Below are 20,462 nucleotides of genomic sequence, written 5' to 3' on the forward strand. Positions count from 1 at the left end.
CGCACTCATTTTTGTGATCTGGGTCATATAGTCACAGGTGCCTGACTGTTCGACTGTGCGGAGGTTCGATGCAAGCCGGTACCACCACGACCATCGGGCCTGCTGCCGGTCCACTACACCGCGCGACCACCGGGCAACCGGCCCCGGCGCAACCGGCCCCGGCGAGCGCCGAGCACGGTGACGGGCCTGCGGAATCGCCACCGCAGGATCTCGAAGGCCCGCGCCGCCGGGCCGATTCACCCGCAATCTCGCTGGTGGAGTTCCCGCTCGCCGATCCGGCTTCGGCGGCGCCGCTCTCCCGCGGGGCGGACGGCGTCCTGCGGTACGGCAATCTGAGTCCGGCACTGACCGAACTGCTCGATCTGCAGGTCCACGCATTCGCCGATCGGGAGGCCGTGGTGGAGGTCGGCGGCGGCCGGCTCACCTATCGAGAACTCTGGCATTCGGCGTCACGGGTGGCCGGTGGTTTGCAGGAGCACGGGATCGGCTACGGCGACAGGGTCGCGGTGCATATGCCGCCCGGGGTGCGCTGGGTGCAGGCGTTCCTGGGGGCGCTGCTCAGCGGTGCGGTGCCGGTACTGGTGCATCACGGTCTGCCGGACGGGGCGGCCGAACAGGTCATCGCCGACAGTGATGCCGATTTCGTCCTGGGTTCGGCGCAGCGCGGTTGCGGTGCCACCCGCAGCGACGGGCCGTGGTCCCCCGATCTCCCCGACGGCGCGGCGTTCATCGACGACGGGGCGGCACTCAACGATCTGGCGTTGCTCTGCTACACCGACGGGGCGGGCGGGAACGAGCTACCGACCGGTGTCGAACTGACCAACGAGAATCTGCTGTCGGCGATCAGATCGATGGTGGCGGCGCTCGATCTGCCCACCGATGGGATGCGCAACCTGGTACTCCAGCCGCTGGCCCACGCCGGTGGCTGTGTGGATCAGCTGCTGCCGACCTTCGCGGTCGGTGGCACGGTGGTGCTGGCGCAGGGCGGCGCGGGAGTCGCGCGGGCCATCGCCGGCGAAGGCGTCGATACGGTGGCCGCGAACACCCGCATCCTCGCCGGGCTGCTCCCCGAGCTCGCGGTGGGCCGGGCCGGTGGGCTACCGACCGATCGGGTGGTACGGATCAGCAGGTCGGATCAGCGTCTCCCCACGGCCGGGAGCGCCGAGCCCGACTTTCTGGCGGAGCTGTGCCAGGTCTTCCCGTCCGCCCGGCAGTGGTCGGTATGGGGCGCTACCGAGACCAGCGGTATCGGTCTCGCGCTCGGTCCCACCGCCGGCCTCGTCGGCGGTGTGGACGGTACGGTACTGGGCTTTCCGTTCGGCGGCACCGAGCTGGCGCTGTGCGGCCCACGGGCCGCGGCCGGTCACGGTGAACTGCTGTGCCGCGGGCCGAATGTGTCCCGGCGGTATTGGAAAGATCCGCAACGCACCGCCGATCGGTTCACCGGCACCTGGTTCCACACGGGTGATCAGGTGAGTATCGGCCGCGATGGGCTGGTTCGGCGCAGTGCCTGAAGCCCGGCCTCAGGCGACGAGCCGGTCACGCAGCCGTTCCCGCAGGTCCGGGGTGAACCCGACCGCCCGCAGGTAGGAGTCGAAATCTCCGTGCAATTCCGTGCCGGCCTCCAGGCCGGCGCGCAGGTATTCCTCGCGAACTTCGAGTACCGCCTGTGGCAGGTCGGCGCCGAACTCGTCCTTCAGCGAGGAGCGCAGTTCGGCGACGGCGTGGTTGCTCAGCAGGTAATCGGTGAGGATCTCGGTCTCCGGAACGCCCACTGCCCGCAGCATGGTGGCCACCGACCACCCGGTGCGATCTTTACCGGCCGCGCAGTGCACCAGAACGGCGCCACGATCGGCAACGATCGCTTCGGCGAGGGCCAGCAGAGCGGTATGCGCCTCCGGGCTGGCCGGAAAACCCCGGTACACGTCCATCATGTAGGCCAGCGCCGCGCCGGGTGCGTCCTCCCGGCCGGCGGCCGCCTCGTGCGGCGGAGCGGTGGCGGTTTCGCCGTGGAACGGAGTGACCCGGAGCTGGATATCCGGCGGGAGGTGATCGGCGCCCGCGCGCTCGATCTCCCGGTATCCGCGCAGGTCGTGGACCGCGCCGACGCCGAGTTCGCGCAGGGTCGCATGGCCGGGGTCGCCGAGGCGGCTGAGCTGGGCCGACCGGAGTAGGACCCCGGGCCGGATGGTCCCGCCGCCGTGGACGGGCAGGCCGCCGAGGTCTCGGAAATTGAAGGTGCCGCTGATCCGTAGATGGTCGGCGAGGGGAGAGCTGGTCACCGAATCAGGCTAACCGGCCGGACAGAAATGGGAGGCGGTGTGTGATGAGGCACAGCGATCGGGCTACCCGGTGGCATCGTCGTAGACTGGCCGATGGCCTCTGCCCGGCGGGCGGCAGGCCGGTGCCGGTACCGAGTGCCCCAGGTCCCGGTTGTGAAAAGCCGCGGTTGCGGAGGGGTCACAAAACAGGCTTCGGGTACGGGTTTCCCCGTGTAGCTGTTCTCAAACCCCGAAAACGTTTCTAATATTGAGTTGACGGATTGGTTGGGCGGTAACTTCCCGACCTTGCGCCTGCCGATCCGGCCGGCCTCTTCGGTGCCGTGTTTCGGTGCCGAAGTGTGCGATGTGTTTTGCGAGGGAGCTTGCGTTGGGCGTACGTGGAGAAATAGCGGAGGGTCGTATGCGATCGGCCGTGCGTGAAGCGGTCGAAAACGCCGACGCGGTGCTGGATATCACCGGGTTACGTGCGTTGCGAGTGTTACTGCATGCGGGTTTCAGCGCCTATTGGCCGCTGGTGAAGTCCCGGCCGGTCCAGCAGATCCACGCTTACGAGAAGACGGTGCAGACGCTGTGCCGGCACTGGGATTCGCGTGCGGATTACGTCCCTGACCCGGTGGTATCGGAGCGGCAGCGGACCCAGCAGCAGCATGTGGTGGAATGGCTCGAACTATGTGCCCAGCGCTCCGGCACCCGCTGGATCGAGCCGGTCGATTCGGTGGCGGGGTATGTGATCACCGTGGTGCAGGGTTCGGTGCTGCGCTGGCTGGCCGATTGTGACGACGAGGCGATTCTGGTGGCCTTCGACGATCTGGTGTCGAATCTGGTCACCCGCGCTGTCGACGCCTGATTCCGAAAAGCTGGACGTATGACCAGTCCGGTGGTTGAGTGGGCGGGGTGAGCACGACCCCGCCGATTGCCCACCTGCATGCGGCCACCGCCGACCTCGATCCGCCGCTCGCCGCGGTGGACCTGACCGTATTACGCGCGAATGCCGCCGACCTGGTCCGCCGTGCCGGCGGCAGGCCGCTGCGCGTCGCCAGCAAATCGGTGCGCTGCCGGGCTGTGCTCGCGGAGGTACTGGGTCCGGAGCTGACGGCCGCGGGCGGTTTCGCCGGGATCATGTCGTACTCGCTTGCCGAGGCGCTGTGGCTGGTCCGGTGCGGTGCCCGCGATGTGCTGCTCGGCTATCCCACCGTTGATCGCGCGGCGCTCGCCGCGCTCGCCGGCGACGACACCGCGCTCGAGGCGATCACCCTGATGGTCGACGACACCGCCCAGCTCGACCTGATCCGCGCCGCGATGGGTAACAACCGCGTGGCACCGCGCCTCTGCCTGGATGTCGACGCCTCGCTGCGGATCGGGCCGCTGCATCTGGGGGTGCGCCGATCGCCGGTACGCACGCCCGAGCAGGCCGCGGCCCTCGCCGCGCGGGCCCGTGCGGACGGCTTCCGAGTCGTCGGGCTGATGACCTACGAGGCGCAGATCGCCGGGCTGCCGGATTCCTCGCTCGCTGTGCGGCTGGTGAAAAAGGCGTCCGCTCGCGAGATCGAGCGCCGCCGGGCCGCTGTGCTGGCGGCCGTGGTCTCGGTGACCGGCGAGCTGGAGATCGTCAACAGTGGCGGCACCGGATCCGTCGAGCTCAGTGCGGCGGCGGCCGGGGTCACCGAGATCACCGCAGGCTCAGGGCTTTACGTGCCGACACTATTCGACGACTATCGTTCGTTCCGCCCGCGGCCCGCCCTGTATTTCGCACTGCCGGTACTACGCCGGCCCGCCTCCGATATCGCCACGGTTTTCGCGGGTGGGTATATCGCGTCCGGTCCGGCCGGGGCGAGCCGTGTGCCTAAACCGGTGTGGCCCAAGGATTTGCGGATGCTGGGTACCGAGGGGGCCGGCGAGGTGCAGACACCGCTGTCGGGATCGGCCGTGCCGGATATCGGGGACCGGGTGTGGTTTCGTCATGCCAAGGCCGGTGAGCTGTGTGAACGGTTCGATCGGTTGTACCTGGTCGACAGTGACGGGTCGCGCACCGAGGTGCCGACCTACCGCGGTGAAGGGAAATGCTTCGGGTGATTCCCGGCGAAATCCGGACGACCCGAAAAATAGCGGTGAGCCGGACTGCCGGACGAAATTCAGGTGGTCCGGAGAATTCGTTTCCCGCGCTCACAACCGGATGAAATCGGCCAGTGCCGATAATTCGCGGAGACTTTCCGGAAGGAATTCCGTCAGTAACGGGGAACGGACGATAATCGCGCGGCGCCGGGCGCGGCACAACGTATCGTGCACCACGGCGGCCGACAGCAGTGCACCGACCGGAACGGGGGCGTCCTCGGGAGTGGAAGTCGCCGGTGACACCAGCACCACGGCCGCCTCCCGGCCCCGGAACAGCTCGGGGGTCCCGACCAGCACTTCTTCGATCCGGGCCCGGGACAACAGGGTTCGGATCAAGCTCACCTGTGCCCGGTGCGGCGAGACCACGACGATATCGTGCGGCTGCAGCGGCCGGGCGCCGGTGCCGTCGTTCCAGGTGCGCCCCAGCAGATCGCGGATCTGCTGCAGGACCTCCCGGGCCTCGGCATCGGAGGAGGTGGTGTTGCCGTGATGCTCCACGAGGACGGTGGCGATACCGGGTTCCAGGGTCACCGCGGGATCAGCGGGCACCGGCGCGGCACGTAAGCGGTCGTCGAAGAACAGGCGCGAGACCGGATCGCTCACTTCCGGGGGCATTCGGTGGGTCCGTCCCAGGAAGTAGCCGTGCGTTGCCGGCAGCGTCCGCCGGCCACCGGTCAGCCAGGTGAGGGCCGCAGTGTCCACCGGTTCCGGATGCGGACCGGGACCCGACCGGTGGCGTTCGGTGGGGTCGCCGGTGAGCAGTAGATTGCGGGCGCTGACCGACACCGCGGCGGTCGCCGCCAGGGAGAAACTGTTCGCATCGGCGATGACCAGCAGGTCCAGGGCCTCCCGGGGCACCCGGTCCGGATCGGTGAAATCGCCCGGGGCGCCACCCAATACACATCCGCGGATCGCATTCGACAGAAACCGGGCGTAGCGGGCGGAGTCCAGCACCAGCCATTCGGGGGCCACGGCCGCGGCATCGCTCTTCGCCACCAGCTCCGGGAGCACCCCGGCCTGGACGATGGCGTCCAGCAGGTTCTCCACCGGGACGGCGGTAGGCGCGACGATCCCGATACGCCAGTTGTCCCGGGTGACGAGTGCGGCGATCGACTCGGCGAGGATGGTGGTTCGTCCCGTGCCGGTGGGGGCTTGTACGGCCAGGTAGGAGCGGTCCAGCGCGCGCAGGGCCGCGGTGATCGCGGTCGCGTAGTCACTTGGGTCCGCAGACGGATCCGTGGAAAGTGCGACCCCACGATCAGGTGCGTCGGACCCGGTTGTCTGTGTTGCCGGTGAGTCGATGCCGGTTGCGGGTGTCCAGGCGGCGGCGATGGGCGACCCGGAGTTGGTCGCGCTGTCCGCGGGCGAGCGGTACTCGTCCGGTTGCGCCGGCGGTGAGCCGGACCCGGTCACGGGTGAGCCGGAGCCCTCCGCAGAGGTCGTAGATACCGGGCTATCGGCGGCGGGAGCCCCGGAGTTGTGGGACGAACCGGTACCGGTGGCGAAGAGTGCGCGAGATCCGGCCTCGGTTGCGGGGATGTGCGACACGGCGTCCGGCGCGGACGCTGGAGGTGAGTCGGCATCGGTGGGGCGTACGCGGGGTGGCCGGCGAGCCAGGAGGTCGAAGACCGGGGTATCCGGTAGCCCGGGCAGGGTTATGAGCAGATGCTCGCCGAGCTCCTCGAGCGCTTCCGAATCGGCAGTGTGCGCATCGGGCAGTGCCGGTGCCAGTGCGACCGGAAGTTCGTCGTGTGCCGCAGCTCCGGGCGGGAGTGTTTCCTCGAGGCGAACGGTATCGGTCAGATCGGGTTCCATCGCACAGCCCAGCACCGTGGCGGGCCCGGTCGTGCGGATGGCCCGGGGCGCACGGTGTTCTGGTTCGTAGACGACGTAGACCCGGGTGCCGGGCGCCGGCCCCGGTCCGGTGAGCCGTCCGCGCAGGCGCAGGAAGCGGCGCACCGTATCGCCCGGGCCGATATGCCATTTGGTATCCACCGTGCAGGAATCGGCCACCATCACCCCGTGGTCCGGGGTCCACTCGGGCAGGGGATGGGTGAGCCGGTCGATATGGGCCCACCAGGACGTCTGTTGTTCGCGGCGGTGATAGCCGAGCAGGGCGGCCGTCAGCGCCGCGACCCGGTGCGGATCGGCGCCGGGGGCGCCGGGCGATCGGTCACCGTCGGGTTCGGCGCGGCCCGCGTATTCGGCGAGCGCCGCCTCGGTGGACGACGGACATACGGCGGGGGTGTCCCGCAGCAGCCGGTCCAGGTCGCCGGTGTGGGCGCCGGGCGGCCGGGATGTGGCGGCGCCGGCCTCCTTGCGTAAGCGGTCGGCGAGCCACAGCACCGTACTGCCGTCTGTCTCGCCGGGATGACCGAGCGTGGCCGCGACCGGATGCAGGGCATAGGAGCGGGTGCCGAGGACGAAGGCGCCGCGCACGATCGGATACAGGTCCACCAGAACGCCGGTCCGCAGCAGCGCGTCCACGGTTTCCTCCCCGGCGCCGAGACGGCCGGCGGTGTGCAGCAACAGGGTCCGGGCAGCCGCCGTGTAATGGAAGATATGCAGGCCCGGTTCGGTCAGCAGCGGTTCGGTGAGTGCGGCCAGCAGATCGGCGAACGCGCGGCGGGCACCGTCGCGTAGAGCCGTACGGTGTTGCGGGGAAAGCGCGTCCGCGGACGGCTCGACCGGTAGTTCGCAGGAGAACCGCAGGGATTCCCGGGAGGCCACCGTCACCCGCAGGCGATCCGGTGCCACCGGATGCGTGTGCAGGGCGAGATCGCCCGGTGTGGCGGGCGGAAGCATATCCAGGGCCGCCGGATCGGCCGGCAGCAGTTCACCGCGACCGGAATGTTCCTGCCGCAGCTGGGCAACTGCCTGGGCGCGCAACCGTGCGAGGGTGGGGGCGGGTACGTCGGGCGGGGTCGCGATGCGGGTGGTGAGCCGGTCGATCGTGGTGATACCGGCCGCGCGCAGCGCCGTCCGGGTGGCCGGATCCATCCCGGCCACCAGCAGCAGATCGCGGGCCTCGGCGCGGGCGGCGGTACAGACCGCGCAGCGGCCGCAGGCCCGGAAGCGTGGATCCCCCCATTGCACCGGCAGGAGTTCGGTCGAGTGCTCGTCCAGGATCCGGTGCACGCGGCGACGGCGTGCCAGGTACACCGGCGCTGCCTCGGCTACCTCGGCGGTATGTGTCTCGCCGCCGGCGTGGATGTGCAGGCGGGGATCGACCGGTACCGGCAGCGATTCCAGGAACAGCGCGGCCGCGGCGAGCCGCAGCGCGGTGGGCACCGGCCGGGTCCGGGTGGTTCCGTGCAGCCGCAGCCCGTGCGGGGTCTGCGTGGCCACATCGACGTGGGTGAAGAAATCCCCGTCGAAGAACACCGCACCCAGCACCGCCGGGGCGCCCGCGCGGATCGCTGCGACGGAGGCACTGTGCGCGGCGGCGAGGGCACCCAGCGGATCGGCCGGGTCGGCGGGCGGGGGGAGTTCGACCACGCCGGCGCCGTGGCGGTGTCGCACGGCAGTACGCAGCGCGGCGAATTGCGCGTATCCGGAAGCGGTTTCCGGCGGTATCCCGCACTCGCCGAAACCCCTTGTCCCGGCCGATATTCCGTTGTCGGTTCCGGGGACGGTGCCCAGTTCGGCGTCGAGTCCGCGCAGCAGCGCGAACTCACAGCGCGCGCCACGCTCCAGATCTGTGGCGCCGCACACCACCTGATCACCGACAACGAACACCCACGGCCCTCCTGCGACCCAGCGATACACCCGGCGAGCGGGTACGCGCACACCGGACGCGGCCCACTGTAATCACCGGCTCCGGCCTGGTGGGAGGGACCGTGGAAACTACGAACGCGGTTTACGCCGCTCGTGCCGTTTGGGCCCGTCGCGCCGCGGCCCGCGGCCGATCGAGCGGGGCGGCCCCTGGTCGAGCTGCAATTGGATCAGCACACCGCTGATCCGGGTGCTCCGCAAGGCGTCCAGGGTTTCCGGCGGCAACTGCGCCGGCAATTCCACGAGACTGTGATCGGGGCGGATGCTGATATGCCCGAAATCACTGCGCCGCAGACCACCCTCGTTCGCGATCGCACCCACGATCGCGCCCGGTACCACCCGGTGCCGTTTGCCGACGCTGATGCGGTAGGTGGCCAGTTCGGCACCGGTGGTGCGATGCCGGCTCGGGCCGCGACGGTCGTCGAAGCCGCCGTCGCCGAAGTTGCGCGGTGCACGTTCCCGGCGCGGCCGCTCCACCGGCTCCGGTTCGGGTTCGAGGAAGAAGCTCTCGCCATCCTGCGCGGCGACCGCCAGGGCCGCGGCGATATCGGCCAGCGGAGTGTTGTGCTCCTGCTCGTAGTCCTCGATGAGCTTGCGGAACAGCGACAGATTGTCCGAGCTCAGGTTCTCGGTGATGGCATCGCCGAATTTCGCGACCCGCTGCGCGTTCACATCGTCGACGCTGGGCAGCTGCATCTCGGTGAGCGGATGCCGGGTCGCGCGTTCGATGGATTTCAGCAGATGCCGTTCCCGGGGGGCGACGAACAGCAGGGCCTCGCCGCTGCGGCCCGCCCGCCCGGTGCGGCCGATCCGGTGCACATAGGACTCGGTGTCGTGCGGGATGTCGTAGTTCACCACATGCGAGATGCGGTCCACGTCCAGACCGCGGGCCGCGACATCGGTGGCGACCAGGATATCGAGGGTGCCCGCCTTCAACTGCCCGATGGTGCGTTCACGCTGCGCCTGGGCGATATCGCCGTTGATCGCCGCGGCCGAGAACCCGCGGGCGCGCAGCTTCTCGGCCAGCTCCTCGGTGGCCTGTTTGGTACGCACGAAGATGATCATGGCCTCGAAGGCCTCGACCTCGAGGATCCGGGTGAGGGCATCGAGTTTGCGCTGATGCGAGACCAGTACCCAGCGCTGGGTGATATTGGTCGCGGTGCTGGTCTTGGACTTGACCGTGATCTCGACCGGTTCACGCAGATACTGCTTGGAGATCTTGCGGATCGCGGCGGGCATCGTGGCGGAGAACAGCGCCACCTGCTTCTGCGCGGGGGTATCGGCGAGGATGCGTTCCACATCCTCCTGGAACCCCATCTTCAGCATCTCGTCGGCCTCGTCGAGCACCAGGTAGCGCAGCTGCGACAGATCCAGCGTGCCCTTCTCCAGGTGGTCGATCACCCGGCCGGGGGTGCCCACCACGACCTGCGCGCCGCGGCGCAGACCCGACAACTGCACGCCGTAGCTCTGCCCGCCGTAGATCGGCAGCACATGCGTATTCGGCATATGCGTGGCGTAGCGGCCGAACGCCTCGGCGACCTGGATCGCGAGCTCCCGGGTCGGGGCGAGGACCAGGGCAGCCGGCTGTTTGCCGGTCGGCCGGTCCTGCAGCAAACCCATCAGGATCGGGATGGCGAACGCCGCCGTCTTACCGGTGCCGGTCTGCGCGAGACCCACCACATCCGCCCCCTCGAGCAGCGGGGGGATGGTCGCGGCCTGGATGGGGGAGGGGGATTCGTAGCCGACATCGGCGATGGCCGAGAGGATTCGGTCATCGATCCCGAGATCGGCGAAAGACGGTCCGGCGGATTCGGCATTCTCGGCTTGTGCGTCGCCAGGATCTCCGCCGAGGCTGCCGTCGCCCTGATTGGTGCTCATTGACCAGGAGTTTACTGGTACGGCCTGGTCGTCCGGGCCACCGGGCCATACGGTGTCAGCATGGATGCCGACCCCGCCGATCAGCCGCGCGCGCAGGCGCAGGCTCTGGCTGTGGTGCAGTTCGCACCCCATACCGATATCGACGCCAACCTCGCGGCCCTCACCGACCGGGTGCGCGCCGCCGCCGACCAGGGCGCGCGCATCGTGGTCGCCCCCGAGTACTCGATGTTCGCCCTGGGCCGGCTCGACGAACGGGTACACGCCGCGGCCCAGCCGCTCGACGGCCCGTTCGTCACCGCCCTCGCGCGCCTCGCCGCCGACACCGGAGTGCATCTGGTGGCCGGAGTGGTCGAGACCACCGCGCCGGACGACGGCCGGATCCACAACACCCTGGTGGTGCTGGGACCCGACGGCACGCTGCGCACGTACTACCGCAAAGTGCACCTCTACGACGCTTTCGGTCAGCGCGAATCGGATATCGTCCGCCCCGGCCCGCTCACCGAGCCGGCGCTGTTCACCGCCGCCGGGCTCACCTTCGGCCTGCAAACCTGTTTCGACCTGCGCTTCCCGGAGGGCTTCCGGCGCCTGGCCGCCGCCGGCGCGCAGGTCCTGCTGCTCCCCGCCCAGTGGATTCCGGGCCCGGGAAAGGTCGACCAGTGGACCACCCTGTTGCGGGCCCGGGCCATCGAGAACACCGTCTACCTGGCCGCGGCCGACCACTGCGGGCCGCGCGGTGCGGGTCACTCGATGGTCGTCGACCCGGCAGGACGGATCGTGAGCGAACTGGCGGACGAACCCGGGATCGCACTGGCGCCGCTGGAGCCGGATCTGCTGGACAAGGTGCGCCGGACCAACCCGAGCCTGTCGCTGCGCAGATTCACTGTCGCGACCCCGTAGGCGAACTGCGGGTCCGCGAACCGAGACCGCGCCCCTGAAGTGGGGCGAGCGGGGCGCCATTTGTGTCGGGTGGTCTGCTCGTTCCGGCTAGAGTCCGCGACGTTTCTGGTCCAGGGGTTCGTTCTCCGGCCGGTCAGGCTGATCGCGACCGGCGTGTTTCGGCCGATCGGGTGAGCTGACAGGCCGATATACGAATGGCGTCGGCGGAGATCTACGATGGTGGCGCCGCAAGCGAGTAGCGTCGAAGGTGATGCTCTACGCCGATCGGGTAGCTGCCGGACGCGCGCTGGGAAACGAACTGAGGCACCTGCGTGCGGGGGATTCGCTGGCGCCCGGCCCGCTGGTGCTGGGCTTGCCGCGTGGAGGTGTGCCGGTGGCGGCGGCGGTCCGCGAGGTGATCGGCGGTGACCTCGATATCCTGCTGGTTCGCAAACTGGGTGTGCCGTGGCAGCCCGAACTGGCGGCGGGGGCGATCGGCGAACAGGGGGTGCGGGTGATCAACTCGGATGTGGTCCGCCAGACCGGACTGGATACCGCGCGGCTCGATGCGATCGAAGTGGAGGAACGCGCCGAACTGGAGCGGCGCAGCCGGGTATGGCGGGGTGACCGTCCACCGATTCCGCTGCGCGACCGCACGGTGGTGATCATCGACGACGGGATCGCCACCGGAGCGTCGGTCGTCGTGGCCTGCCGGGTGGCGCGCGCTCGGGAACCGCGACACCTGGTCGTGGCGGTTCCGGTCGCCGCGCCGGAAGCGCTCCCGCGGATCCGTGCGGAGGCCGACGAGGTGGTGTGCCCGCATACGCCCGCGGCGCTGGCCGGGGTGGGTGGTGCGTACCGGGATTTCCACCAGCTGGCCGACACCGAGGTCACCGAGCTGCTCCGGTGAGATCAAGGGGTTACTCGTCCGGCCGGTGCGTCGGTTCGGGTGTGGTCGGTGGGGCCGGTGAGTTGTCGGGGCGGCCCGGTGAGTTGTTCTCGGTGGGCGGGGCTGTCGGGGTGGGCCGGTGAGTTGCTCCGGCGAAGCCGGCGTTCCCCGGGGAACGGTGAGTCGCTCGAGCCCTGGAGTTGTCCGGTGAGCCGGAGCGCAAGGGCGCGGCTTCGCTGTGTTACAGCTCCGGCTGTGCGTACTCACCCACCCGGTCGCTGAGGATCCGCAGATGTTCCAGGCGGCCACCCAGTGTGCGGTCGATGGCGGTCAGCCGGGCAACATAGTGACTCACCGGGTATTCGGAGGTGACCCCGATACCGCCGTGCATCTGGATCGCCTCCTGCCCGATATGCCGCGCCGAGCGGCCGACCTGCAGCCGGGCCCGGGACGCGATCACCGGGTCGGCGGTGTCGACCAGGGCCGCGGTGAGGTAGTAGCTCATGCTGCGGGCCAGCTCCAGCGAGACGTACATATCCGCGGCGCGCTGGGTGAGGGTCTGGAACTTCGACAGCGTCACCCCGAACTGTTTCCGGGTCTTCAGATATTCGGTGGTCAACCGCAGCGATTCCGCCATCGCACCGACCGATTCGGCGCACAACCCGGCCTGGGCCGCGACGAGCACCGACTCCACGGTGGCAGTGGCATCGCCGGACCCCAGCAGTTCCGCCGGCGCGGCGGTGAATTCCACCTGAGCGCCCCGCAGGTTGTCGACCGTCTTGTACGGCGTCCGGGTGACGCCGCTGGCATCCGCCGCGACCAGGAACAGGCCGAGACCGCCGCCGGGCAGGGTCGCGCTGACCACCAGTTCGTCGGCGCAGTCGCCGTGCGGTACCGGGTTCTTCACACCGGTCAGCGTGTAGGCGTCGCCGTCGGCGGTGGCGGTCGTCTCCACAATGTGATCGGGCCAGCGGGTGCCCGGTTCACCGTGTGCGAAGGCGAGCAGTTTCGACCCGGCCGCGACCTCGGGCAGGATCCGCTGCCGTTGATCGGCGCTACCGGCCGCACTGATCAATCCGCCCGGTACCAGCACCGCGTCCAGCAGCGGTTCCGGTGCGAGCCGGCGCCCGAACTCTTCGAGCACCAGCATGGTCTCCACTGGGCCGGCGTCCATACCGCCGTCTTTCTCGGCGAAGCTCAGGCCGAGCACACCCAGTTCGGCGAGCTGCCCCCAGACCTCGCGGCTCCAGCCCAGCTCGGTTTCGGTGACCGCCAGCCGCGATTCCGGGGTGTAATGGCGATTGAGGAGGTCACGCACGGTATCGCGGAGCATGACCTGTTCGTCGGTGAGATCGAAATCCATAACCTGACCTCACAATCCGAGGATCGAGGAGGCGATGATGGTGCGCTGCACCTCGCTGGAACCTCCGTAGATGGTTGTCTTGCGGTAGTTGAGGTAGCTGGGGCCACTGCGCTGCGCCCAGTCGGGCGAGGCGATATCCCCGGCGCCGACCGGCAGGGCATCCGGTCCGGCGATATCGAGCAGGAGTTCGGTGGCCGCCTGCTGCAGTTCCGAACCGCGCATCTTCAGTACCGAGGACGCCGGATTCGGTTTGCCCTCGGTCGAATTCGAGACGACGCGCAGCTGGGTGAGTTCCAGGGCGAGCAGTTCGTTCTCCAGTTCGGCGATCCGCGCCGCGAACAGCGGGTCCTCGAGCAGGGTGCCCGAACCGGATTTGGTGGCCGCGGCGTATTCCTTGGCCACCCCGATCTTCACCTTGGTGCGGCCGACGGCGGTGATACCGGTGCGTTCGTTGCCGAGCAGGAATTTGGCGTAGGTCCAGCCCATGTTCTCCTCGCCGACCAGCTGATCGGCGGGCACCCGCACGTTCTCGAAGAAGACCTCGTTCACCTCGTAGCCGCCGTCGATGAGCTTGATCGGGCGGATAGTGACGCCGGGGGATTTCACATCGAAGAGCAGCATGGAGATCCCGGCCTGCTTCTTCGGGGCGTTGGGGTCGGTGCGGACCAGGCAGAAGATCCAGTCGGCCCACTGGCCGGCCGTGGTCCAGATCTTCTGGCCGTTGACGATGTAGGAGTCGCCGTCGCGGACGGCGGTGGTGCGCAACGAGGCCAGATCGGAGCCGGCATCGGGTTCGGAGAAGCCCTGGCACCACCAGATATCGAGGTTGGCGGTGGCCGGCAGGAAGCGCTTCTTCAGCTCTTCGGAACCGAACTGGGCGATGACCGGGCCGATCATTGTGGCGTTGAAGGTCAGCGGGTCGGGCACGCTGGCCAACTGCATCTCGTCTTGCCAGATATGCCGCTGCATGGGCGTCCAGTCCTTGCCGCCCCATTCCACCGGCCAGTTCGGTACGGCCAGGCCGTGCTGGTTGAGGATCTGGTGCGCGGTCACGATGTCCTCGCGGGACAGCTCGTGACCGTACTTCACGCGTTCACGGATCTCGGCGGGAATCGCGGTGGTGTAGATCTTCCGCAGCTCGTCGCGGAAGGCGACCTCGTCGGGAGACAGAGTTAATTTCATACACATCTCCAAATATGTCTCGATTGTCCCGCATCGAATTTACACCCCTCACCTATCCTGCCGCGTCGAGTGCATCACATACAGCTGCCGCCCGCCGCCGATAACGCGGGCCGAGAGCGGAGTGTGACCCGGCGGTGTCCCGCCGGTGCTGGTAACTTGCAGCGGTGGGCGGGGGATTGCCGGTGGGTCCGGCCTGCCATCGCCGCGAGCGGATATAGGGAGTTCAGCAGTGCACAACAGAATCGTCGCGCGAACCGCGGCCGCAGCGGCGGCCCTCGGTATGGGTGCCGCGCTCACCTTCACCACTCCGGCAGCTGCCGAACCCGAAGCCGCGCCCACCCCCGGCGAAACCGCGCTGACCGCTCTCACCGAACGGACCGCCGCCGATCCGGCCGCCCGTCCCGGAGTGGACGCGCTGCGCAGCTACCACGACGTCGTCGCCGCCCATGAGATCAGCAATATCGGCGCCTACGCTCCCTTCGTCTACGCGGCCCCGACCTTCGGCTGCGGCAGCAACGGTGTGATCACCACAACGTTCGCGGCCGCCACGGCCAACGGGCCCAGTATCAACCTGAGCGGCACTCCCGGCACGCTGACCTTCCACGCCACCCCGCGGCATTCCGGTATTCCGCAGGGTTCGGGCCTGGTGGTCGCGTGGATCAATATCAACAACGGCCGCAGCGGGCTGGATACGCTCAGCGATGTCACCGAGTTCGGCACCGCCTCGCTGTCGCGGACCGTCGACAGCGGGCCGGGAACGGTCCTCGCCTCCATGTGGGGAACCGTGAGCTACCCGGGAGCGCTCTGCGTGATGACGCCCACGGTCGGTTTGTTCTCCGTGCCCGATCAACCGCCGGTCCCCGCCGCCCCTGCGCCGGACGCGGCCGCTCCGCCCGCACCTCAGGCCCCGGCGCCACAGTCGGCACCGGCGCCCGCTCCGGCTCCGGCGTAACCCTCCCGCCGGGCGCTCCCCCCGGACGGCTCGCAGCTTCGAAGTCTGCGTTCTTTGCCAGAATTCGGTCATGGGGTTCTTCGACGGCGCGCGCGGCCGCTTGCACTATCGGGATCGGCCGGTCGAGGGGGCTGCTGCCGTGTTGGCGTTATTGCCCGGTTCGGGACAGCACAGCGGGCATTATCACGAGTTCGCGCGCCGGCTGAACGATGAGGGGATCGCGGTGTGGACGCTGGACACTGCCGGGCAGGGGCTCAGCGAGGGGGATCCCGATCGGCCGGGCAGTCTGGCCGATCTGGTGGACGACGCGGTGCGTTTTACCATGCTCGTGCGTGACGGAGTCCCTGATCTGCCATTGACTCTCATGGGACATTCGCTGGGGGCGATCACGGCGTTGGCCGCGCTCGGCGCTGCCCGCCCCACACCTGTGCACGGCGCGCCACCGCACTCTGCCGACTTTTCTCGCGATCCGGTATTGGACGCCCGCGACCTGGCCGGACTGGTGCTGTGCGGTACCCCGGAGCGGGCACTCGGCGGTACCCCCGCGCAGGTCGTGCCGCTGCCGCGGGTATTGGCGGTGCACGGAGTCGACGACCGGCGCGCGCCGATCGAGACGGTGCGGGACTGGGCTCGGCGGCATGATTCGGTGGAGCTGCGCGAGTACCCCGATGCGGGACACGATCTGCTGCACGAGCGCGTGCGCGGCCGGGTCACGGCGGATATCGTGCAATGGACGCAGGAGATCGTCGCGGGGCCGGTGCGGCGACGATGAGAGCCGCCGGGCGCCGGCGGAAAAGGAAGGGGGTCCGGTGATGCAGCCGAATACGATTACCGCGCTCGGCGCGGCCGTCGACGACGGGGAGCTGTGGATCGATGGAGTTCTGGTCGCCGAGGGCGCGCCGGAGCGGTGCGCGCTGCGCTACGAGCAGCTGGCCGACCAGGTGGATGGGCAGATCGAAACCCTCAGCGGAGCTCTTTCCGTACCGGGGTTCGGCGGATTCGAGTCCGGTGCCGCCCTGCGCGGTGGTTTCGAGGGCAAAGCGGGCGACGCGATAGTGGCGCTGCGCGATTACGCGAGTGCGGCGCGGCAGCTCGCACATACCTTCCGGAGCGCGGCGGCGGCCTATCAGCACACCGATGCCGAGGTTGCGGGCGCGCTCGGCGCCACGCAGGCGGGGGCACTCGGTGCGTGAGCTACCGCGAACGGGGCTGCGGGGCGCCCACAATCGAGTGGATCCCGACTACGCGCCGACGGTCGAGGTTTTCGACAATCTGACCCACGAGCAGATCCACGCCGGGGTATCGCTCCTGGACCCGTCGGCCCTGCAGACCGGCGGACAACTGTGGCAGGGCGCGGCAAACGGTCTGAACGACGCTGTGACACAGGCGCATACCGAGATCCGCGGCGCCATCTCCGACGGCTGGCGTGGCGCCGCGGCGGGACTCGCGGGCGCGGCGGTCCGGGATTTCGAGGCCGCCGGCCGGCAGCTCGCCGATGTGCTGACCACGGTGGGGCAGCGTCTGGGGCAGGCCGGTGATGCCGCCGAAACGCTCCGTACCGGAATCGGCGAACCATCCGGGGTCCGGCCGGATCTGCCGGCCGCACTCCTGGATCCCCATGCGGCGACGGGCAATATCGCCGGCCAGCAGGCGGCCGAGAGTGAACGCGCGGACGCGGTACGGGTGATGGAGAGCGTCTACCTCGGCGCTTTCATTCCCACCGGATCCCAGGTCCCTGCCTTTCCCGACCTGCCCGGCTCGGGTCAGGGTGAACCCGGCGCGCCGACCCCGGCTACTGCGCCCGCCGCTTCCGCGACCGGCGTGAGTTCGCCGGTAGGAAAGGTTGTTACGGCCGCATCGGACGCCTCTGTGGCGCCGAGCGCGCCGATTCCTCCGCAAGCTGCCGCAGACGGCCCGGCAGCCGCCGCGAGCCCCGCACTCACCGGCGCAGCTGCTGTCGCGCCTGCGGCAACTCCCGCCCCAGCGGATCAGCCACAGGCCACCACGACTGCGGGAACGCAGCAGCCGACCCCCGCGACCCCGGCCACCACCCCGGCGGCTGTATCCGGTGGCAGTGCACCCGTGGCGCCGGCGAGTACGCCGGGTGCACCATTGTTCGCTGTCCCGGTCCGCCCCGCCGGTTCGGGGGCCGACAGTGAACGCGATCGTGATCGCGAGGAGCAGCAGCGTAATTCGAGTGGTGACGCGATCACCGGAATGGGCGCGGGGGCGATCGGCGGCATGATGGGCGGTGCGATGGCGGCCGATACCGTGCGCTCGAATTCGCCGGTGGCGCCGGTGCGTACCGAACGGTCCGCCGACGAGGACGACGACCTGCATTTCGGCGACGAGGAGCTCACCTTCCTGGAAGAAGCCGAGCCCGGCGGGCAGCTGATCGGCACCCTCGAGCCCACCACCCCGCCGGTCCTGGGTGAGTGGACCGAAGCCGAGTGAATTGGATCCTCACCCCGGACCAGTTGGCGCTGGCCTGGGATCAGACGGTCGGCGATCGCCTCCCTTACCCGCTGGCGGTGCGGTTGTCCGCGCGGGATTCCGCCGAGCGCACCGCCCAGCTGCCCGCGTTGCGGCAGTGGTGCGACACCACTCTCGACGCCGATCTGGAAGCAGCCCTGCGGGTGCTGGCCGCTCCGGAAGTGAGTGTGTCGGCATTCGGACAGGACGGGGCGGGCAATCCCGCCACGCGGGTGCTCGGTGCCTCGGCCGGACATATCGGGGTCGTGGCCACGCAACGCCCGGGCGCCGAACCGGATCGGGGCGGCGATATCCGGATCATGGCCGGGGCCGCCACCTCCCTGCCCGTGCGCGTCGTCGCCGCGTTACCGGCCGCCCCGGTCGGGACCGGGGCGCGGTTGCGTGCGCCGCGGGCAGAGGTCGTACGCGACGGCCGGGACCGGGTGACCATTCCGGTCGCGGGTCCCACTGTGGCGACCCGGATCCGGCAGCGGCTGAAGCAACCGCGCGACGGTATCGGCCAGCTCGTGGTCTCCGTGCACCGGCCGGCCAGGACCGACCCGTTCGGTGTGCTGTGCTGGATCGATATCGCCGGGGACGGCCGCTATGCGATCCACACCGGCACGATGGTCGATATCGCCGCTGTCGACGCCGAGCGGTTCACGAATTCGCTGCGGCCCATGGTGACCGGTGCCCAGCGGGCGATCGCCTACGCCGAACTCTGAGGGCGACGGTTTCGCGGCACCGAGCGGACTCCGTCAGCCGCCGAAACGGGGAGGGATAGCCGGCGCGATCGTGATGGTCGGGACGAGTGCGCCGGATTCCGGCGCACCGGGCTCGGTGGTTTCGGCGGGCAGCCCGAACGGTGTGGATTGTTCGGATTCCGGTGCCGGTGGAGCCGGGGTGGTACGTGCTGCTTCGGTGCCCGGAGTGGGCTCGCCGCCCAGGGGCTCGGTGGCCGACGGTGACTCGGGTGCGACCGGGGTATCGGAAGCGCCGGGTGCCTCGATGGTGGTGGTCGGGACCGGAACGACAGGGGTCGGCGGGGTGACTTCGGTGGCGGTGGGGGCGGGCGGCGGAACCGGCGACTCACTGTGTGCGGGTTCGATTTCCGTGGCGGGCGACGATGTTGCGGCAGAGTCCTGTCCCGATGTGGGGGTCTCACCGGGGGTGGCCGATAGTGTGGCGCGCCCGGTGGTCTCGTCGCTGTCGGTGGTCTCGCCGGAGTCGGTCGACGCGGCGGCCGATGAGGTGACCGAGATCTGGTATTCGGGCGGTAGTGTGCGCCGCGGCGGCGGTTCGGGAGCCATCCGCCAGCTGGGGGACGGCGGGATCAGTACCTGGGCCACCGTGGTGGCGGTCGCCTCCGCGTAGCGCGCCTGTTCGACCGCCTGAGGCCCGGAGTGGATCGGTGGCGGTGGTACGTAGATGTCTTCCTGATCGACCCCGCAGGCGCCGATGAATACCAGCCCGAGGGATACCGCACCGGCGGCGGCCAGAGGCCCGGCGACCTTCGTTTTGCTGTCCATCGGTGACGCTCCTGTGATAAGTCAGTGGCCTCACCTTAATCCAGGGTGGTCGGTGGAACTACCCCCCGCCCTGTCGATTCCGCTGGTTATCGTGTGTAAGGTCCGGTCGCGGCGGGTATATCAGGTATCGAATTGATATCGGCCGCGTGTCGCGTGCTTGTGTTGCGTAACAATCGTCGGGTTGTGGCCTTAGCGTATGTTGCGGAAGTGACGCATGGGACACCGGAGTCCGCGGTGCCGATGCACCGCAGTGGTAGGCGCTACACGATTTCCGGATCGGCGCCATCGAGGAGTAGATGATGGGAGACCAGACCACCACCGATCTGCCCGGCGCGGCAGAGGTGCCCGAGACGCGGAAGGCGGATGCGGAGCCGGTGCCATCCGGTTCGTCCGGATCCGGGGTGACGGTGGGTAGAGTTCTCGGCTGGCTGGTTTTCGCCGGGGGGCTGGGGGCGGCGGTCTACGGAATCGCCACGCTGCATGTCGTGATCAGTGTTATCGGTCTCATTCTCGCCTGTACCGCGGGGTTGACGCTGCTCAAATTGCGGGCGGACGGACCGGGTCCCGAACCCGGGGTGCGGGTCGCGGGCTGATCGGTCCGGCCCGGTGGCCCGGTCCCGTCGATGGTTCATCGAACGGCCGGTGACACCCGCATCCGCGAACCCTTTCGCGCATTCTCCTACTGGTTTGCGCACTGAGTGGGACACGTGTCCGGTCAATATTCCGGACGCTTGATCGTCTGATTTGAGGTCGATTTCCTGCTCCGCCCGAGCTGTCGAGCCGGGTAATCGGACGTTTGCCCGACTCGGCAGCCGTCGGTATTTTGGGCTCCGGTCGGGACGGATCAGGAGGAAAACAGAAGATGATCGAAACCGGGTCCGCGGCCCTGAATCTGGCGAACCTCGTCACGAACATTGCCGCCAATGTGACCTATATCCTGCAGGCCTGGGGAATTATCTGAGGGTTTGCCAGTAGCGCGGGGGGGGGGGGGGGGGGGGGCGCGCCCCCCCACAAACAACCAGCCCCCCCCCACCCCCCCCACAAAAATCCCCCAAATTCTCAAATATCCCGCCCCGCCTGGCTAATTACTGTGGGGTATCCCCTGGCGCGGGGGGGGGCGCCCGGGGCCCCCCCCCCCGTACTACATCCGGGG

17 protein-coding genes are annotated in these 20,462 nt (G+C 69.1%); 11 read left to right on the forward strand and 6 right to left on the reverse strand.

Annotated elements, in window-relative coordinates; translation table 11 throughout:
• Positions 1-68 precede the first annotated feature (68 nt).
• Positions 69-1,514, forward strand: coding sequence for a class I adenylate-forming enzyme family protein (locus tag QH196_RS28865; protein ID WP_280419000.1), 1,446 nt, complete (start codon positions 69-71; stop codon positions 1,512-1,514).
• A 9-nt stretch (positions 1,515-1,523) separates the two neighbouring features.
• Here the strand turns inward: QH196_RS28865 and QH196_RS28870 are convergent, their stop codons facing one another.
• Positions 1,524-2,282, reverse strand: a complete 759-nt coding sequence (locus tag QH196_RS28870) for a tyrosine-protein phosphatase (RefSeq protein WP_280419001.1) — start codon at positions 2,280-2,282, stop codon at positions 1,524-1,526.
• 400 nt (positions 2,283-2,682) lie between these two features.
• Here QH196_RS28870 and QH196_RS28875 point away from each other — a divergent pair, with 400 nt between their 5' ends.
• Together QH196_RS28875 and QH196_RS28880 are read left to right on the forward strand one after the other, a co-directional pair.
• Entirely contained in the window at positions 2,683-3,129 is a 447-nt protein-coding gene (locus tag QH196_RS28875) for a TetR family transcriptional regulator (RefSeq protein ID WP_280419002.1), read from the forward strand.
• A gap of 38 nt (positions 3,130-3,167) precedes the next feature.
• Positions 3,168-4,355 carry an alanine racemase gene (locus QH196_RS28880; protein ID WP_280419003.1) on the forward strand — a complete coding sequence of 396 codons (1,188 nt, stop codon included), beginning with the start codon at positions 3,168-3,170 and terminating at the stop codon, positions 4,353-4,355.
• 90 nt (positions 4,356-4,445) lie between these two features.
• Here QH196_RS28880 and QH196_RS28885 read toward each other — a convergent pair whose 3' ends face one another.
• Together QH196_RS28885 and QH196_RS28890 are read right to left on the reverse strand one after the other, a co-directional pair.
• Positions 4,446-8,132, reverse strand: coding sequence for an AAA domain-containing protein (locus tag QH196_RS28885; protein WP_280419004.1), 3,687 nt, complete (start codon positions 8,130-8,132; stop codon positions 4,446-4,448).
• A gap of 108 nt (positions 8,133-8,240) precedes the next feature.
• Positions 8,241-10,046 (reverse strand): DEAD/DEAH box helicase, encoded by a 1,806-nt coding sequence (locus tag QH196_RS28890; RefSeq protein ID WP_280419005.1) that lies wholly within the window; start codon positions 10,044-10,046, stop codon positions 8,241-8,243.
• 60 nt (positions 10,047-10,106) lie between these two features.
• On the opposite strand from QH196_RS28890, the gene QH196_RS28895 reads away from it, so the two are divergent.
• Both QH196_RS28895 and QH196_RS28900 read left to right on the forward strand, forming a co-directional pair.
• Complete coding sequence (locus tag QH196_RS28895; protein WP_280419006.1) at positions 10,107-10,943, forward strand: carbon-nitrogen hydrolase family protein; 837 nt, start codon at positions 10,107-10,109, stop codon at positions 10,941-10,943.
• 250 nt (positions 10,944-11,193) lie between these two features.
• Entirely contained in the window at positions 11,194-11,832 is a 639-nt protein-coding gene (locus QH196_RS28900; protein ID WP_280419007.1) for a phosphoribosyltransferase, read from the forward strand.
• Positions 11,833-12,052: 220 nt separating this feature from the next.
• Here the strand turns inward: QH196_RS28900 and QH196_RS28905 are convergent, their stop codons facing one another.
• Both QH196_RS28905 and QH196_RS28910 read right to left on the reverse strand, forming a co-directional pair.
• On the reverse strand, positions 12,053-13,174 hold the full coding sequence (locus QH196_RS28905; RefSeq protein WP_280419008.1) for an acyl-CoA dehydrogenase family protein: 1,122 nt from the start codon (positions 13,172-13,174) through the stop codon (positions 12,053-12,055).
• 9 nt (positions 13,175-13,183) lie between these two features.
• Positions 13,184-14,356 carry an acyl-CoA dehydrogenase family protein gene (locus tag QH196_RS28910; RefSeq protein WP_280419009.1) on the reverse strand — a complete coding sequence of 391 codons (1,173 nt, stop codon included), beginning with the start codon at positions 14,354-14,356 and terminating at the stop codon, positions 13,184-13,186.
• 229 nt (positions 14,357-14,585) lie between these two features.
• On the opposite strand from QH196_RS28910, the gene QH196_RS28915 reads away from it, so the two are divergent.
• The 5 genes from QH196_RS28915 to QH196_RS28935 all read left to right on the forward strand — a co-directional run bounded on the left by QH196_RS28915 (position 14,586) and on the right by QH196_RS28935 (position 18,505).
• The gene (locus QH196_RS28915; RefSeq protein WP_280419010.1) at positions 14,586-15,308 is read left to right on the forward strand and encodes a hypothetical protein; all 723 of its coding nucleotides are present in this window, start codon (positions 14,586-14,588) and stop codon (positions 15,306-15,308) included.
• Between the two features lie 70 nt (positions 15,309-15,378).
• Positions 15,379-16,080 (forward strand): alpha/beta hydrolase, encoded by a 702-nt coding sequence (locus tag QH196_RS28920; RefSeq protein ID WP_280419011.1) that lies wholly within the window; start codon positions 15,379-15,381, stop codon positions 16,078-16,080.
• Positions 16,081-16,120: 40 nt separating this feature from the next.
• Complete coding sequence (locus tag QH196_RS28925) at positions 16,121-16,501, forward strand: hypothetical protein (protein WP_280419018.1); 381 nt, start codon at positions 16,121-16,123, stop codon at positions 16,499-16,501.
• 37 nt (positions 16,502-16,538) lie between these two features.
• Positions 16,539-17,762: a WXG100 family type VII secretion target gene (locus QH196_RS28930; protein WP_280419012.1), complete on the forward strand. Its 1,224-nt coding sequence runs from the start codon at positions 16,539-16,541 to the stop codon at positions 17,760-17,762.
• Positions 17,759-18,505, forward strand: a complete 747-nt coding sequence (locus QH196_RS28935; RefSeq protein WP_280419013.1) for an ESX secretion-associated protein EspG — start codon at positions 17,759-17,761, stop codon at positions 18,503-18,505. Before QH196_RS28930 ends, QH196_RS28935 begins: the two co-directional genes overlap by 4 nt.
• A 33-nt stretch (positions 18,506-18,538) precedes the next feature.
• Here the strand turns inward: QH196_RS28935 and QH196_RS28940 are convergent, their stop codons facing one another.
• Positions 18,539-19,309: a hypothetical protein gene (locus tag QH196_RS28940; protein WP_280419014.1), complete on the reverse strand. Its 771-nt coding sequence runs from the start codon at positions 19,307-19,309 to the stop codon at positions 18,539-18,541.
• A gap of 299 nt (positions 19,310-19,608) precedes the next feature.
• Here QH196_RS28940 and QH196_RS28945 point away from each other — a divergent pair, with 299 nt between their 5' ends.
• The gene (locus QH196_RS28945; protein ID WP_280419015.1) at positions 19,609-19,902 is read left to right on the forward strand and encodes a hypothetical protein; all 294 of its coding nucleotides are present in this window, start codon (positions 19,609-19,611) and stop codon (positions 19,900-19,902) included.
• Positions 19,903-20,462: the final 560 nt, after the last annotated feature.

Source organism: Nocardia carnea (assembly GCF_029868325.1).
Classification (GTDB): domain Bacteria; phylum Actinomycetota; class Actinomycetes; order Mycobacteriales; family Mycobacteriaceae; genus Nocardia; species Nocardia carnea_C.